Below are 13,651 nucleotides of genomic sequence, written 5' to 3'. Positions count from 1 at the left end.
TTAGTTTAAACCACGTACAATTAAGTGGTCTTAACTTACTAAAAGTACATTAATTTTAAAGGTGGTGGATAAAATGTGGCACACAGTTTGGTCATCATTGCCGGAACTGATCAGCGCAGGGATCAAATATACGATCCCGCTCGCAGTCATCTCGTTTGCCCTAGGGCTCGTGTTGGCTTTGATCACGGCTTTGATCCGTATTTCACAGACTAAAGGTCCATTTTTGATTATCAAAGCAATTTTTAGATTCTATGTGTGGCTTTTCCGTAGCACACCTTTGATCGTTCAATTATTTATCGTCTACTTCGGACTTCCATATTTGACGATCAAAGGCGTCTTTCCTGACGGGATCAAGCTCGAACCATTTACGGCAGGTATTATCGTCTTTACGTTAAATACTGGCGCTTATGCCTCCGAAACGATCCGAGCAGCCATCGAATCGATTCCTAAGGGGCAATGGGAGGCAGCCCAAGCGATCGGGATGACACGCTTCCAGACGCTCTTTAGGATCATCATTCCGCAAGCAGCGCGCGTCTCGTTACCGCCGCTGTCAAATAGTTTTATCGGCTTAGTCAAAGACACTTCACTAGCTTCGACGATCACGATCGTTGAAATGTTTGAAGTCAGTCAACAGATCGCAGCCGAAAACTACCAACCTTTAGTAATGTACTGTACGGTGGCCGCTCTATACGCGATTTTATGTACGATATTATCGTTTGTTCAAAGTTGGCTTGAAAAGGTGACGACCCGTTACCTCAAGCCCCAAGTATAGGGAGGCATAATTATGTTGAGACTTAAAAATGTAACTAAAACTTTTGGCACACAAACTGCGCTCAAAGATATCACAACTGCATTTAACGACCACGAAACAACGGTCTTAGTGGGTCCCTCTGGCTCGGGCAAATCGACACTCTTACGTTCGTTGAACTTACTTGAACGCCCTGAGAGTGGAACCTATGATTGTGATGGGATCGAGCTTGATTTTGCCAAAAAGATCACAAAAAAAGAAACCTTAGCAGTCCGCCAAAAAACAGAAATGGTCTTTCAAGACTACAACCTCTTTCCCCATTTGACGGTCTTAAAAAACGTCATGGAAGGACCAGTTCATGTCTTAAAAGAAGATAAACAAACTGCTAAAAAACGCGCCTTGGAACTATTGGATAAAGTCGGACTCAAACAAAAAGCCGATGCCTATCCTAACCAACTCTCAGGTGGTCAAGCTCAACGCGTTGCGATCGCCCGTTCACTGGCGATGCGCCCGCGTTATATTCTCTTAGACGAGCCAACTAGCGCGCTTGATCCTGAGTTGGAACTCGAAGTTTTAAAAGTGCTCTTAGAATTAGCGAACGAAAAACAATCACTGATCATCGTGACTCATAACTTGGAATTTGCGCGTCACGTTGCCGATAAAATTCTCTTTATCGAAGACGGACAGATCAATTTCTCAGGGTCAAAAGATGATTTCTTCAACTCAAATGATCTGCGGATCAAAGAATTCATCAGTGCTATGACTTTAGATAACTTGAATTAACGAAAGGAATTTATCATGAAAAAAACATTTAAAAGCATCTTAGCTGTCGCAGGTGTCCTAGGCTTGACTTTGGCCTTGAACGCCGTAAAACCCCAAAATATTTCGGCTGCGGAAAAACTTCCAGCACAAACAACTAAAGAATTAAAGGAAAAGGGAACTTTGACCATTGGATTAGAAGGAACATTTGCCCCATATTCTTACCGTAAGGACGGTAAATTGACTGGCTTTGAAGTGGAGCTAGGTAAACAACTCGCCAAGGAAATGGGACTCAAAGCTAAGTTTGTTCCTACTAAGTGGGACGGCTTGATCGCTGGGCTTGATACAGGAAAATATGATGTTGTTTTAAACAACGTAACGATCACTAAAGAGCGTAAAGAAAAATATCTCTTCTCCAAGCCTTATATCTACTCACACTTTGCTTTGATCACTAAAAAGGATTCTGATCTGACTAAGCTAAGCCAGATCAAGGGCCAAAAGATCGCAGCTGGGACTGGGACTGACAATGCGATCATCGCTAAAAAATATAAAGCGACAGTCGTTCCCTCCTCTGACTTTACGACTTCACTTGACTTGATCAAACAAGACCGCGCTAAAGGTGCGATCAACTCGATGTCTGCTTGGTATGCTTACAAAAAGGACCACTCAACTAAAGGTCTTAAAGCAACTGATGTTTCCAAAGAAGAAGATCCAGCTAAGATCGGTGCTTTGATGTCTAAGAAAGATAAATCATTACAAAAGAGCGTTGATAAGGCACTCGATAAGCTCCGCAAAGATGGTAAATTAAAAGAAATTTCTGAAAAATATGTCGGTGGCGACATTACGAAATAATTAATTTAGTAAAAGCCCCTGTCCGCGATATGGACAGGGGCTTTTCTTATATTAGAAACGGCTCACTAAATAAATTGGACCGCTCATATTTTTCAAAAGGTAGTTTACAATAATTAGAAAAAAGGCGCTCTGCGGTACCGCTGTCATAGCGCAAACAAAAAAATCCCCAGCCATCGGAACCAGCGACAAACACGGGGAAATAGAGGATATATATTGTATAAACTAACTATGCAGCCTGTTAAGTTAATTTATTTATATTTAAATGATACTATGCTAATAATGAAAACGCAATATCAAAAATTACCCTTAAAATATTTTTAACCTCTTATCTAAATTTTTTTGTTGAATATAGCAATTTTTTTAGAAGAATACAAAAAAGCCCCCAAAACTGGGAGCTGATCGTTAATATGCACCATTAGGATGGATGATCACTAAAAAGGTTAGAAAAATTATCTTAGCATCTAAAAATAAACTTCTCTTTTGAATATACTTTAGATCCAATTCGACCATTTCTGCAAATCCAACATTATTACGCTCAGTTGCTTGCCACAATCCTGTGCATCCTGGAACTACCCATAGTCGTTGTTTGTCGTATTCACTATACTCTTCGACCTCACTTGGCAACGGTGGACGAGGACCAACCAAACTCATATCACCACGTAAAACATTCAATAACTGTGGTAATTCATCTAAACTTGTTTTCCGTAAAAAACGCCCAACTGAAGTAACTCTAGGATCATTTTTCATTTTAAACATTGGGCCCGTAACTTCATTTTTTTCTTTTAACTTTTCAAGTAACTTATCCGCATCGACATACATTGATCTAAATTTATATATCTTAAAACGTTTGCCATCTTTACCGACACGTTCTTGCGTGTAAAAGACTGGTCCACGATCACATGCAAAGATAAATAACGAAATGATCAAACATGGGATAGCCAATATGATCAATCCGATAAGACTGAGTAGGATGTCAAAGATGCGTTTAAAAAACATATATGTATGCTGATTATCTATAAACTCTTTATTGATCCTTGTATCCTTGATCCTATTATTATTTTTCATCGCTCTGCTATATAAAACGTGAACAAATGTATTTGACTACATTTGCGAAAGAATATAGCTTCTCCTTTCATAATTTTATTTACTATCATCGACATTAGTTTTCCCATATCCTAGCAGGCGCTGACATTAACTAACTCTGATAGTCTCCCCTATTATTCATTTGTGTTAATGCCATGATCAAAACTGCAATATAGTTTCTAGTGCAGTTATCATTTACCGATTACGCTTTTTGACATCTTTTACAAATAAGTTCTTTTAGTTTTGGTGAGTCGCTTAGATCAAATTTTCTAGCAAATAAATGCCCTAAACTAGCGGCATACTCTAACCGCTCTTCATCACCGTCCTTCCAAACATACGGTGATGCCCCGGTCAATGATTCCTCCCACCAGTTTATATATCTTAGATTCCCTTGTAATTCATCTGGAACATCGTGCAATGTATTTGTCGTATACAGTTTATGCTCCATATTTTCTTTAAATACCATAGTTGGAAGAAATACTTCATCACAAAGAGACGATCTTTTAAAGACTTTTTCGATATAGTCTTCTTTTTCTACAAGCATTTGTGCAGTCTCATTATCGATCGAAAACTACTCAGATGCATAGCCTACATCTTTGATCTTAAACTTTTTAAGCACATCTTTATTAAGTAGTTTTTGCACACGAACAAAACCTCTATCGAGCTTATTTACGACTTTTCCGGTAAAACTACCGCGAGTCTTTCCATATAGTTCATTGAAGTAATGTTTATATCTCACACGTTCTGCGATATTGTTATTATTTTTTATTTCGTTGTCAACAAGGGATAAAAATATCTTATTGGGATTTTGTTCAAAAAACTCGTGGATATAGTCTTGCGAAAATAACGGCAAGTCACTTCCAGAGATCAAATGATAGTAACTGTAACTATGATCAGTTTTTACCGCAGCCTTTAATAAAAGCAATTCCGCTTTTATTAAGCTATATCCTCCCCAGTTGACCTTTGTTCTCTCCACAAAGATCAAGTTTGACTTATCACAGGCACTTTTTAATGCTCCCAATAATTTATCTGAGACCTCAACTTTTTTGTCTATCAACAAAAAAATATCATTTCTTTTATCGTCTAATAATGACAGTAAAAATTTCAACTGTTGAAAATTACTATGTGCCATGATCAAATAGGCATGTTTTCTCACAATAAACTCCTCTCATACTAAAAGAAAAACCACTTTTTTTTCTTTTTAATCTGCTGATATCCTTTAGCTACAACACTATTACCATTAAGAATATTTTCCGCATTCTTTTCAAATTCGCTGGCTACATCAGGCCCAAAATCATTTTCTATTCCATCCAGCGCTTCATGCAACACAAAATCTCTTCCCTTGAGCGCATGTGCATCAGAGGCTACTAGCTGAACTAATTTATTTTCGACCATTTTTTTGGAAATATCGGCTACCTTATCTCCAAATCCCCCCACATAACTTGTAGCAGTTATCTGGGTCAATACTCCTTTTTGAGCAAACTCATACAATATATCGAGATTTGACTGGATCTCTTTATTTCGCTCGGGATGTACAATGATCGGCGTAACTCCTAATTTTTGTAGTTCAAAGATCATTCTTTTCGAGTATACAGGAACATTAGAATGCGGTAGTTCTAACATGATATAATGCTTATCTGCATCTGCCCCTAACAGATCTGCATATTGTTGTGGCAGATCACCATTGATATGGACCTCTTGTCCTGGAAAAACCATCAATGGGATCGCAGAGCTATCAAGCTCTTGTTGAAAAATTTCAGTTGCTTTTATGACATCTTCTCGATGGTTCACGTATTTATTATCTAGATGGTGTGGTGTTGCTAAAACATGCGTAACACCATCTGCAACTGCTTTTTCAGCTAACTTAAGTGAGGTCTCCATATCAGGAGAACCATCATCTATCCCTGGTAATATGTGACAGTGTAAGTCTACTATTTTATCAAATTGCATACTTTCCCTTCCCCCTAAGAATCACTATTAATCTTTTGAATAATAGCCATAATATCCACTAGCTGAGCTAGGTACGTCATTTAAGATCACGCCAATAATATGACCGCCAACATGTTCGATCAATTTAACTGCTTCACGACAAACCGATTTTTCTGTCTTGTCTTGTCGGACCACTAAGATCGTACCATTAACTTGGGTCGATAATAGCTGAGCATCGGTTACAGTGGTGACCGGTGGAGCATCATATATCACGAGATCAAAAGCTTCATTTAGAGGTTTTCCCAAAGATTTCATCCGCTTAGAGCCGATCAATTCAGATGGATTAGGTGGGATCGGACCACTAGGCATAACATACAGATTTTTTACTGTCGTTTCATAAATAATATCATTAACATCAAAACCGGGCTCTGTTAATAAATTAGTCAATCCTTTGCTATCCGAAATATTAAAAGTTGAACGCACTGTCGGTCTTCTCAGATCAGCATCGATCAACAGTGTTTTTAGCCCCTGTTTAGCGTAAGTCGCTGCAATATTTGTTGCAATAGTTGATTTACCTTCAGAAGCAACAGTGGAGGTCACCATCAATGACTTATATGCTTTATCCACACTTGAAAAAGTTATATTGGTTCTGATCGTATTGAACTGTTCGGTATTGACCGAAGTAGGTTTATCTACTGTGACCAAATACACCCCATTTCCCATACTATTAGTATCTAGTCCTTTTTGCTTTTTACCAAAAAATTTCATACCCTACCTCCTAATACTACACACGTTTACGTTTTAAATTTGTATCTAGATTCTCTCCTATCAAGGCCACATTAGCGATCCTGTATTTTTTGGATCTACTATCCAAATGATACACCTTACCTAAAACAGTTAACCCTAATTCATCCGTCAAGAATTCTTCACTATCGATTTTTGTATTTCCAAGCTCTTTGAGTAGTGCAATCATCACGCCTACCATAAGCCCTATCAAAGCACCCAAGGCTAGATTCAACTTCTTTCTGGGTGATACTGGCTTGAGCACTGGAGTTGCCTTATTTACGATAGTAACATTATTGACTTGCATGATCTTTTTGATCTTCTCGGTAAAGACATCCCCTACCATATTAGCAATATCGGCAGCAACATATGGATTGGTATTTTCTACCGTAACACTGATAACTTGTGAGTTATTTTCATTTGAAATAGAGATATCATTTTTTAATTGTTCTATATTTCCTTTGTAGTTATCTTTTTTCTTAGCTTCTTTCAAAACATCATTCAAGATCACCCCCTTGGTCAAAACATCTTTATAAGTTCTGATCGCTTGTAGGTCTGCTTGTTGAACGTTGAATTGAGCTGCAGCATCATTAGTCTTTTGATTGACCAATAAATCGACCGTTGAGCTATATTTAGGCGTCATAAAAACAAATGTTACGATCGTAGCAATGATCCCACCTAAAAAGGTACATGTAATGATCATAGCAAGATGCTTCTTTAAAATTCCCATATATTGTAGTAAGCTAATAAAATTATCCGGTTTCTTCATTTTTTCCTCTCTTCCTCAATAATTAAGTCCTTTGTAATGTTTCTTTATTCGAATTGATCCACAAATATGCCAATGTAAAGATAAATAGCGGAGATCCATACACAATTAAAATAAATAAAGAAAGTATTATTACAAATGAAAATATCCATATTGAATTTCTATATTTTATACCTAACACTATGCTTCTTAGTAAGGGGTAACTATAGATCAATGTCAAATAAAGCCCCCCATAGGCTAAGATCGCCGACCAACCTAAACTATACCATGCCTGATTTACTCCCATATACGTATATAATCTCTCGGCAGACATATATTGCTGTAAAGCGGCTAAATTGTCCATGCCAGCCCCTAGATAAGGATGAACTTTCCAAAGCAGATACCCTGCTTTGATATCATCTAAACGAAGTGACGTCGATAATGTGTCATTTGATGACTTAAAACTTAAAAGTTGGGCTAATAAGTATCCAAAACCAACAAACATTATCGGAACGACCACCGTTCCTAAAACGGCTTGGTAACCACCCTTGAATTTCTTCATAAAGTAGCATAGGCCGATAAAGATCGCCATGATTATCGCCGTCATCGATAGAGTCGAAAACATCGTGATAACTAAGCACACGATATTTCGATCTCTATCACCACGGATAAAGTAACCATATGCGCTCGCGATTATGAGTACGAAAGCATACATTGGAGCTTCTGGGAAGATACCTGAATTTCTACTGATGACTATCCCCATAAAATTATAATCTTGGCTTTCAAAATAGATCTTCAAGAAGTTACCGACTAAACGATCTCCCCCCCAAAAATATCCCGTATATCCAGTCACCGGCAAGACCTTTACGATCGAGACTAAGATCCAACAACACACACTGATAGTAGCTAAGATCACCGTCAAGCGATAGAAACGCTCGATGATCCCACCTGTTAAACTGCGCTCGCGATAATTTTTGATCCCTAGCTCTAATACGAGCAGGTCAAACACAAGTAGCAGTAACAAATATGTACGCATATTAAATTCAGGATATGCGCTCAGTGTGTGCAAACAATATATCCCTATAAGTATTGTGACTGTGATCACCTTTATGATCAGATCTGTTAGTTCTTTAGCCGTCACTCCGATAGTTAGTATGCTAATTATGACAGAGAACGATAGCATACAGATCAATGCAATATATATATAATTAGTTGGATAAATTAGACTATATATACTAGAGCTACCAATGATCAAAAATAGAGCGATCATATATTCTAACGATGAACTAAAAAAATTTCCATTAGAAACCGAACTTTTTTTCACTTGATCATCCCTCAAATCAAACTTGTCCCCTCATTTTCTTGATAACAAAATACAACTTAGTCTTTAAAAGCGAATATTTAACTTTATTTTTCAAACTTACATCTCTGCGATCCTTAGCTATTATATCACTTATCTGTTCTTGCATTTTAGTACAATATTGGCTCCCATAACTATTATCGAGAAATGCAAACAGCATATTGAGCTTTAGATTCACTAATTTTTGTAATAATTCCGGATAGTTAGTTTTCATATAGCTCTCGATCTCACCAAAACTTTCCTTTGTATCTAAGTAATCTTTGTATTTCCAAGTTTTAGTTATCGAACTGTTATTATTTTGATAGTAATAGTAGAGATGATCATCTAGGAAATATACCTTTTGGCTCTTACCGATCAATTTATAGGTCGTTGCTAGATCTTCATACGTTCTTCCAACAGGAAATTCGATCTCATTATCGGTAAAGATCTTTGTCCTAGCCACACTAGACCAAGCATAATTACCGATCCTACAATCCAACAAAAACTCTAAAGCTTCATCGCTTGGATAACATCCACTTTTTGGTCTATTCTTGAACCAAAATTGAGCTTGATGATCTACTTCACTTTGAGTGAAATAGAAATCAAAAAAGACCATATCTGCTTTTTGCTCTGATAAGCAAGCTATACATTTTGAAAGCAGATCTTTTTCGATCCAATCATCGGGATCAAGAAAATAGATGTATTCGCCCTTAGCATGACGTATCCCGGTATTTCTTGCACCAGATAGCCCCATATTTTCTTGATTTACTAACTTATAGCGTGGTTTTTGACTTACGATCTCTTCTAACAATTTCTGGGTGCCATCAGTCGAGCCATCATTAACAAAGATGACCTCATAATTTTCATATTCTTGGGCATCGATACTTGACACACATCTGTGTACGTATTTTTCAACATTGTATGCTGGTACGACGATCGATACTAGATCCTTCACAGTCACTACTTCTTACCCCCAATCAATTTTTGCTTGATATACGCTCTATCCCTAGTTCTTAGATCAAATACTCCTAAATACTTGATCTTTTTAGCTTCATCATGTTGTAACCAAACATTGAACAAACGCTCTGCTAAAAAACCAAAAACTCGCCCTTGATAGGCATCATACCCTTCGATGTCGATCTGTTTTTCGACCTCAAATAAGATATCAAACAACCATTGACAATACTTGGCATATTCTTCTTTACTCGTATAGCACATATTGAATTGGCTAAATTCATTGCTAGCAAAAACTTTATCAAATGTTGTAACATATTCTGGATATAATTTGCTGATTATATCTCTGGTAGCCTTTAGATCTTTTTCATAGTGCGCATTGACATAGTTTTCATACAGGTCTTTTTCACCATTTTCTAGCCCGATCTTTTTAGGAACGATCCAATCATGATCTTTCAAATAAAGATCTGCTTTTTTTAAACTTAATGGTGTAACTTTTCCTGTCACCATCGTTTCAACGTATTCAGTCAACTTGCCCTTATCGGAAAAATATCTTCTATAGTGTGAGATCCCTATATTATTTGGAATTTGATCTAAATGCTTCCATAACCAATACATACCGGTCAATTCACAATAACTGCTATTTTTATCGGAAATATTTTCGCCTTGGTTATCGGCTAAATACTCTACCCCATTGACTTGATTTTTATTTGCCCCCACTAGTAGGTTCTTATAACCCGATGGTAGTTTATAATCGTTGCGCTTATGTGTTATAACATACATTGTCATAAAAATCTATCTCTCCATTTCACTCACAAAATTATTGTAAAATTGGTCTACGCCCCAATCTTTTGTCTTTGATTCCAATAATTCTGTCATTTCCTGCCTTTTTTTATCATCATCGAGTAAGTCTGCTAATGACTCGGCAATATTATCAACCAAACTTTCATCATTAGGTAAGATCACACTTGATTTGTTATCAGCATATTCAGGAATTCCACCAGAAAATGTGGTTATCAATGGTTTATACATACTTATAGCTTCGATCACTGATAAACAAGCTGGTTCATCCCAAATAGACGGAGCAACCACAACATCTGCAATAGCTAATAATTTAGGGATTTTTTCATATTCAATATAACCACTGAAAATTATTTGATCTTTCATGCTATCTGTTAAAGCTTTAAGTTCTTTTTCATAGTCACTTTCCATCCCGCTTGCAAAGTAATAACTTCCTACAATGAGCAACTTAGTATTGGGGCGCTTTAATTTCTTCCAAGCTAACAATAACTCTTTGATACCTTTTTCTTTATTCAACCGCCCTGAAAAAACGACTACTTGTTCTTTTTGGCTGATTCCAAAACGTTTCTTCACATTTTCAAGTTCTTCTGCCGAAAAATCGGCTCTAAACTTAGTACTGTCGATCCTGTTTGGCAAAACTTCGTATTTTATATCTGTTTTTCCAAGTCGCTCAGCCAAAGTTTCATTGATATAATTGCTAACGCCTAAAACTTTATATGTCTGCTTGATGATCTCGTCACAGCCATACAGGTTGTCTGCCTTATTATGCAAATGATAGTAATATTTACCACGATATTTAAGATAGTTTTTATGTTTTTTCAACGCCATAAATAACGTTGGATGATTTTCGATCACGACTCTATCGTAATCATTTTTCTTTAAAAACATGGCCACTCTATTTATAAAATATAATCGTTGTAAAATATATCTATAAGACATATGTTTCTCTTTTTTTACGACTTTGGCAAAAAAATTATAAATGAGTAGATCTAATTTTTGAACGACTTTAGGTGTTTTAATAAATTCAAATATAGTATTTTCGTAATTTTGCCCCAATTTTTCGGCTTTCTCGTCATATGAAGAAAAAACCGTCAATTCTACTTTATCTTCTTTTTCATTTTCATTGGTCAAGTTTTCAACTAAATTCTCGACTGCCCCACCTCTAGTTGCTGGAACCGGAAAATAACCAGCTGTTATTATTGCTACCTTTTGTTTCACACTTCTCATCCTCATATTGCTTATTAAATATTTCTCTACGTTCTTGACCGTAAGTACTATTCGTGTACTAAATGTTGATCAAGCGAATATTTACGATATATTTCCTTGTACTTTTCAGCCATGACCTCTGTATTATATTCGCTTAAGATGTCGGCTCTAGCCTGCTGTACCAGTTTTTTTGTATCTTCACTCTTTATTTTATTTATCGCACCGATATACTCGTTTAGATCACTACACAAAAATCCATTTTTAGCATTTATGACGTCCCTGTTACCGACAACGGCACTGACGACACACACTTTTTTCATGTACATTGCTTCTAATAGGGACATCGGTAAGCCCTCATAACGAGAGGTGAGTAAAAATACATCACTATCCTCCATTTTCTTGATAGCCGATCTCCTATCTAGCCATCCAGTTATAGAGATATTTCTAGCACTCAACTTATCTTTTAGATCGCCATCTCCGATCCAAACGAACTCATCATTTGGAAAAGCTTTCGCAATTTGGTCAAACAATTCTGGATTTTTTTGATACGCTATCCTTCCCAAAGTAGCGATCTTCAGTTTTTTTCCCTTAGTCGCCTCTGGAGCGGTGATCATTTTATCCAAATTTTTCATATTTATTCCATTGTTTACATATTCAGAATTAGAAGTTATACCTAACGATGCTTCATATTCACTCTTGCTACATGCTATCGTAACGCATCGACTCAAAGAACAGAGCTTTTCGATTTCTTTATACATCAAACGCTTTTTCTTGCTGATATTAGGCATAAAGAAACTATATCCATGTGGTGTATAAAACATCGGCCTTTTCCGGCCTAAAAAGGCCATTCTTCCTAACACACCTGCTTTTGAAGAATGCAGATGGATCATGTCGGGGGCTATCTCATTAACGATCTTTTTTAGTTCAAGCATTGCTTTAATATCTTTTTTCACACTTATCTCACGTGTGAAATTGTTCACTGGGATCAATGTTATCTTACTATTAAAGTAGTTTTTAAAATCTTTTGGTGTTTCTTTTCTCAATGAATATGCGATATAGACCTCATATTCGTCGCTCAACGTGTTAGCTAGATCAGATATATATGTAAATATGCCCCCTCCAAAAGCCTCGACGATAAACAACAGTTTTTTCATTAAAATCTCACAACCTTACTATACCTACTGATCTTTAATACTCTTTTTTACTAGTTGTTGCCCACTTTTTATGCTAAATAACAATTATGATATAAATCACCTTTTTTATCCTACCCACTAAAAAAGCTGATGTCCTTACGATAACACCAACCCCTTACACATATTCTTTAGTTCAAGGCTGCACGTTTTTTTAATGGGCGCCACCAGTCTTCATTATTCAAATACCAATCAACAGTCTCAACGAGTCCTGCATCAAAGGTATACTTTGGTCTCCAACCCAGTTCTGTTTCGATCTTTGTTGAGTCGATCGCATAGCGCCGATCATGTCCAAGACGATCAGCCACATATTCGATCGCACTTTCATCTGCTCCTAGTTGTTCAATGATCAGATGAACGATCTCATTGTTTGTCCGCTCATTATGGCTACCAATATTATAAACTTCACCCTTGCGCCCTTTATGTAAAACAAGATCCAGGGCTTGACAGTGATCATAGACATGGAGCCAATCACGGATGTTCTTACCGTCACCATAGATCGGTAATTTCTTACCATCTATCATATTTGATATCATCAATGGGATCAACTTTTCAGGAAATTGATAAGGCCCATAGTTGTTTGAACAACGCGTGATATTCACATTTAAACCATAAGTCTCATAGTAAGCACGGACTAGTAGGTCTGCCGACGCCTTACTTGCTGAATATGGTGAATTAGGGGCTAATGGTGTTGTCTCACTAAAGTATCCTTCTTTACCTAACGTTCCATAAACTTCATCTGTCGAGATCTGTAAGTACTTCTCTAGACCCATTGTTTTTGCCACATGCAAAAGCGCTAATGTCCCTTGCACATTCGTCTCTACAAAAATTTCTGGATGTAAGATCGAACGATCGACATGGCTTTCAGCAGCAAAGTTTACGATCGTATCGATATTATGTTCTTTGACTAAACGTTCGACTAATTCACGATCTGTAATATTACCACGAACAAAGACATAATTAGGCTCATCTTTTAAGTCATCTAGATCATGGATATTACCCGCATAAGTCAACAGATCCAAGTTCACGATCTTATAGTCAGGATATTTTTTAAGTATATAGCGGACAAAGTTACTACCAATAAAGCCTGCACCGCCTGTTACAAGTAGATTTTTCATCAGATTGGTCCCCTCAAAGCTAAATTATATTTACGAATTATAACAACAAAAATTGAAATTCCAACCTACATACTAATGTTAAATTTATATAACGCAGTTTGTAAAATTAAGTTAGAAAAATAAAAAGCCATTTGTGATAGACTT

General features: G+C 36.8%; 15 protein-coding genes. 3 read left to right on the top strand and 12 right to left on the bottom strand.

The window, feature by feature from the left end:
- Nucleotides 1-73: 73 nt before the first annotated feature.
- Genes FC30_RS06545 through FC30_RS06535 form a run of 3 tightly spaced genes read left to right on the top strand, consistent with a single transcriptional unit; the run spans nucleotide 74 to nucleotide 2,359 of the window.
- A complete protein-coding gene (locus tag FC30_RS06545) occupies nucleotides 74-772 on the top strand; it encodes an amino acid ABC transporter permease (RefSeq protein WP_010690249.1) in 699 nt (232 codons plus the stop codon).
- A gap of 12 nt (nucleotides 773-784) precedes the next feature.
- The gene (locus tag FC30_RS06540) at nucleotides 785-1,531 is read left to right on the top strand and encodes an amino acid ABC transporter ATP-binding protein (RefSeq protein ID WP_010690248.1); all 747 of its coding nucleotides are present in this window, start codon (nucleotides 785-787) and stop codon (nucleotides 1,529-1,531) included.
- Nucleotides 1,532-1,546: 15 nt separating this feature from the next.
- Nucleotides 1,547-2,359: a transporter substrate-binding domain-containing protein gene (locus FC30_RS06535; protein ID WP_010690247.1), complete on the top strand. Its 813-nt coding sequence runs from the start codon at nucleotides 1,547-1,549 to the stop codon at nucleotides 2,357-2,359.
- A gap of 402 nt (nucleotides 2,360-2,761) precedes the next feature.
- On the opposite strand, the gene FC30_RS06530 is transcribed toward FC30_RS06535, so the two are convergent.
- From FC30_RS06530 to rfbB, 12 genes are all read right to left on the bottom strand, one after another.
- Nucleotides 2,762-3,424, bottom strand: a complete 663-nt coding sequence (locus tag FC30_RS06530) for a sugar transferase (protein WP_010690246.1) — start codon at nucleotides 3,422-3,424, stop codon at nucleotides 2,762-2,764.
- Between the two features lie 220 nt (nucleotides 3,425-3,644).
- Nucleotides 3,645-3,986 carry an epsiib, glycosyltransferase gene (locus FC30_RS06525; RefSeq protein WP_010690245.1) on the bottom strand — a complete coding sequence of 114 codons (342 nt, stop codon included), beginning with the start codon at nucleotides 3,984-3,986 and terminating at the stop codon, nucleotides 3,645-3,647.
- 27 nt (nucleotides 3,987-4,013) lie between these two features.
- Nucleotides 4,014-4,598 (bottom strand): beta-1,6-N-acetylglucosaminyltransferase, encoded by a 585-nt coding sequence (locus tag FC30_RS06520; RefSeq protein WP_010690244.1) that lies wholly within the window; start codon nucleotides 4,596-4,598, stop codon nucleotides 4,014-4,016.
- Nucleotides 4,599-4,615: 17 nt separating this feature from the next.
- Nucleotides 4,616-5,392 carry a tyrosine-protein phosphatase gene (locus FC30_RS06515; RefSeq protein WP_056938492.1) on the bottom strand — a complete coding sequence of 259 codons (777 nt, stop codon included), beginning with the start codon at nucleotides 5,390-5,392 and terminating at the stop codon, nucleotides 4,616-4,618.
- A 27-nt stretch (nucleotides 5,393-5,419) separates the two neighbouring features.
- Nucleotides 5,420-6,139, bottom strand: a complete 720-nt coding sequence (locus FC30_RS06510; protein ID WP_010690242.1) for a CpsD/CapB family tyrosine-protein kinase — start codon at nucleotides 6,137-6,139, stop codon at nucleotides 5,420-5,422.
- A gap of 16 nt (nucleotides 6,140-6,155) precedes the next feature.
- Complete coding sequence (locus FC30_RS06505) at nucleotides 6,156-6,923, bottom strand: YveK family protein (protein ID WP_010690241.1); 768 nt, start codon at nucleotides 6,921-6,923, stop codon at nucleotides 6,156-6,158.
- A 22-nt stretch (nucleotides 6,924-6,945) separates the two neighbouring features.
- Nucleotides 6,946-7,968, bottom strand: a complete 1,023-nt coding sequence (locus FC30_RS06500; RefSeq protein ID WP_010690240.1) for an O-antigen ligase family protein — start codon at nucleotides 7,966-7,968, stop codon at nucleotides 6,946-6,948.
- A gap of 271 nt (nucleotides 7,969-8,239) precedes the next feature.
- Nucleotides 8,240-9,193 carry a glycosyltransferase family 2 protein gene (locus FC30_RS06495; protein ID WP_162255314.1) on the bottom strand — a complete coding sequence of 318 codons (954 nt, stop codon included), beginning with the start codon at nucleotides 9,191-9,193 and terminating at the stop codon, nucleotides 8,240-8,242.
- A 5-nt stretch (nucleotides 9,194-9,198) separates the two neighbouring features.
- On the bottom strand, nucleotides 9,199-9,981 hold the full coding sequence (locus FC30_RS06490) for a DUF4422 domain-containing protein (protein WP_010690238.1): 783 nt from the start codon (nucleotides 9,979-9,981) through the stop codon (nucleotides 9,199-9,201).
- Nucleotides 9,982-9,987: 6 nt separating this feature from the next.
- Entirely contained in the window at nucleotides 9,988-11,220 is a 1,233-nt protein-coding gene (locus FC30_RS06485) for a glycosyltransferase family 4 protein (protein WP_029507372.1), read from the bottom strand.
- Nucleotides 11,221-11,267: 47 nt separating this feature from the next.
- Complete coding sequence (locus FC30_RS06480; protein WP_010690236.1) at nucleotides 11,268-12,353, bottom strand: glycosyltransferase; 1,086 nt, start codon at nucleotides 12,351-12,353, stop codon at nucleotides 11,268-11,270.
- Nucleotides 12,354-12,520: 167 nt separating this feature from the next.
- Nucleotides 12,521-13,507 (bottom strand): dTDP-glucose 4,6-dehydratase, encoded by a 987-nt coding sequence (rfbB, locus tag FC30_RS06475; RefSeq protein WP_010690235.1) that lies wholly within the window; start codon nucleotides 13,505-13,507, stop codon nucleotides 12,521-12,523.
- Nucleotides 13,508-13,651 lie beyond the last annotated feature (144 nt).

The sequence above is a fragment of the Ligilactobacillus animalis KCTC 3501 = DSM 20602 genome (assembly GCF_001434535.1).
In the GTDB taxonomy this organism is placed as follows: domain Bacteria; phylum Bacillota; class Bacilli; order Lactobacillales; family Lactobacillaceae; genus Ligilactobacillus; species Ligilactobacillus animalis.
Note: the sequence above shows the minus strand (reverse complement) of the source record. Positions and strands in the feature narration are given on the sequence as shown.

Coding starts and splice junctions, on each gene's coding strand:
- FC30_RS06485 (WP_029507372.1), bottom strand. CDS start 11,220: ATGAGAAGTGTGAAACAAAAGGTAGCAATAATAACAGCTGGTTATTTT.
- FC30_RS06535 (WP_010690247.1), top strand. CDS start 1,547: ATGAAAAAAACATTTAAAAGCATCTTAGCTGTCGCAGGTGTCCTAGGC.
- FC30_RS06505 (WP_010690241.1), bottom strand. CDS start 6,923: ATGAAGAAACCGGATAATTTTATTAGCTTACTACAATATATGGGAATT.
- FC30_RS06510 (WP_010690242.1), bottom strand. CDS start 6,139: ATGAAATTTTTTGGTAAAAAGCAAAAAGGACTAGATACTAATAGTATG.
- FC30_RS06530 (WP_010690246.1), bottom strand. CDS start 3,424: ATGAAAAATAATAATAGGATCAAGGATACAAGGATCAATAAAGAGTTT.
- FC30_RS06490 (WP_010690238.1), bottom strand. CDS start 9,981: ATGACAATGTATGTTATAACACATAAGCGCAACGATTATAAACTACCA.
- FC30_RS06525 (WP_010690245.1), bottom strand. CDS start 3,986: ATGCTTGTAGAAAAAGAAGACTATATCGAAAAAGTCTTTAAAAGATCG.
- rfbB (WP_010690235.1), bottom strand. CDS start 13,507: ATGAAAAATCTACTTGTAACAGGCGGTGCAGGCTTTATTGGTAGTAAC.
- FC30_RS06480 (WP_010690236.1), bottom strand. CDS start 12,353: ATGAAAAAACTGTTGTTTATCGTCGAGGCTTTTGGAGGGGGCATATTT.
- FC30_RS06515 (WP_056938492.1), bottom strand. CDS start 5,392: ATGCAATTTGATAAAATAGTAGACTTACACTGTCACATATTACCAGGG.
- FC30_RS06540 (WP_010690248.1), top strand. CDS start 785: ATGTTGAGACTTAAAAATGTAACTAAAACTTTTGGCACACAAACTGCG.
- FC30_RS06545 (WP_010690249.1), top strand. CDS start 74: ATGTGGCACACAGTTTGGTCATCATTGCCGGAACTGATCAGCGCAGGG.